Raw genomic sequence first — 1,097 nt, forward strand, 5'->3', positions numbered from 1 at the left:
ATTTGGCATGCACAAATTTAGTATAGCATGAAATATTTTAAGTTTTAATTGAAAAATGTTGACTAACTATTAGCTGGTTTAGTTCCATAAGAAAAGAGCTGCCTTAAAGACAACTCTGATCGTCAGCTAAAGCACCTGTTTGTTAAATAAAATTTATATTTTAGTTCCTTTATCGTTATCAAACAAACTTGAATTCCCAGAGTTTAAATTTTGTAATATTTTGACCTGAAATTTATCGGCTATTTTAAACGTAAATTTATAAATGAAGTATCCAAGAATAACACCTAATACATTACAAATTACGTCATCAATATCAACTGTTCTTCCCCAACCACCTGCTATTAGTTCAATAAATTGTATAGATTCTATACTAATTGATATAACAAATCCGAATAGTACAATATTTTTAAAACCCTTAAATTTATTCCATATTATCGGTGATAATACACCCAAAGGCATCAATAATAATATATTTCCACCCACATTTCTAATAATTAGACTAATCATAAACACGGTATCACCGTCATATGCAATACCTATTTGTTTAATATCGTTTATAATTCCAACAAATGGAATTAGATTTAAGCCAAACTTAATATTTTGCATATTAAAATCAATCCATAAAGCTAATGGAAACAGTGTAACGGAAACAACCATAAGTATGTATAAAACAAAAAGAAAATTAATAACTTCCCTTAACCAATATACTTGTTTTTGTTTTTTTAATTTAAACCCTATTAAAATACCTCTTCCAGCCAAATAACATATAACTCCAATTCCAATAAGTAAACTACCATTAATCAAATACACTCCATCAACCCTTCCTTCCAGCTCAAACAAACCCTTATTTTACCATAAAATATACCTTTGTTGGAATTTAATTCTGCTCGTTCATTATCATCAATAAAACCAAGATTTTATTGCGTTTCTTAATGAACTATCCTGCCCCGTTAGTGCCATAAGAAAAAGGCTGCCTCAGCAACCTTCCTTATTGAAGTAAAGACCCGTTAGCCATCCATGAAGCGCAAAAATCAGCGCTTCACCACAGAGAATGAAAATGGTTCAGAACGGTCAATACTGATTCTACGGCTGGGAGA

General features: G+C 30.5%; 1 protein-coding gene. It reads right to left on the reverse strand.

Annotated features, from left to right (window positions below; genetic code table 11):
* Positions 1-153 precede the first annotated feature (153 nt).
* Complete coding sequence (locus tag ACIQ0C_RS27185) at positions 154-810, reverse strand: VanZ family protein (RefSeq protein WP_403066018.1); 657 nt, start codon at positions 808-810, stop codon at positions 154-156.
* Between the last annotated feature and the right edge of the window lie 287 nt (positions 811-1,097).

Origin of the sequence: Peribacillus sp. NPDC096448, from assembly GCF_044762675.1 — a bacterium.
Classification (GTDB): Bacteria; Bacillota; Bacilli; order Bacillales; family DSM-1321; genus Peribacillus; species Peribacillus frigoritolerans_B.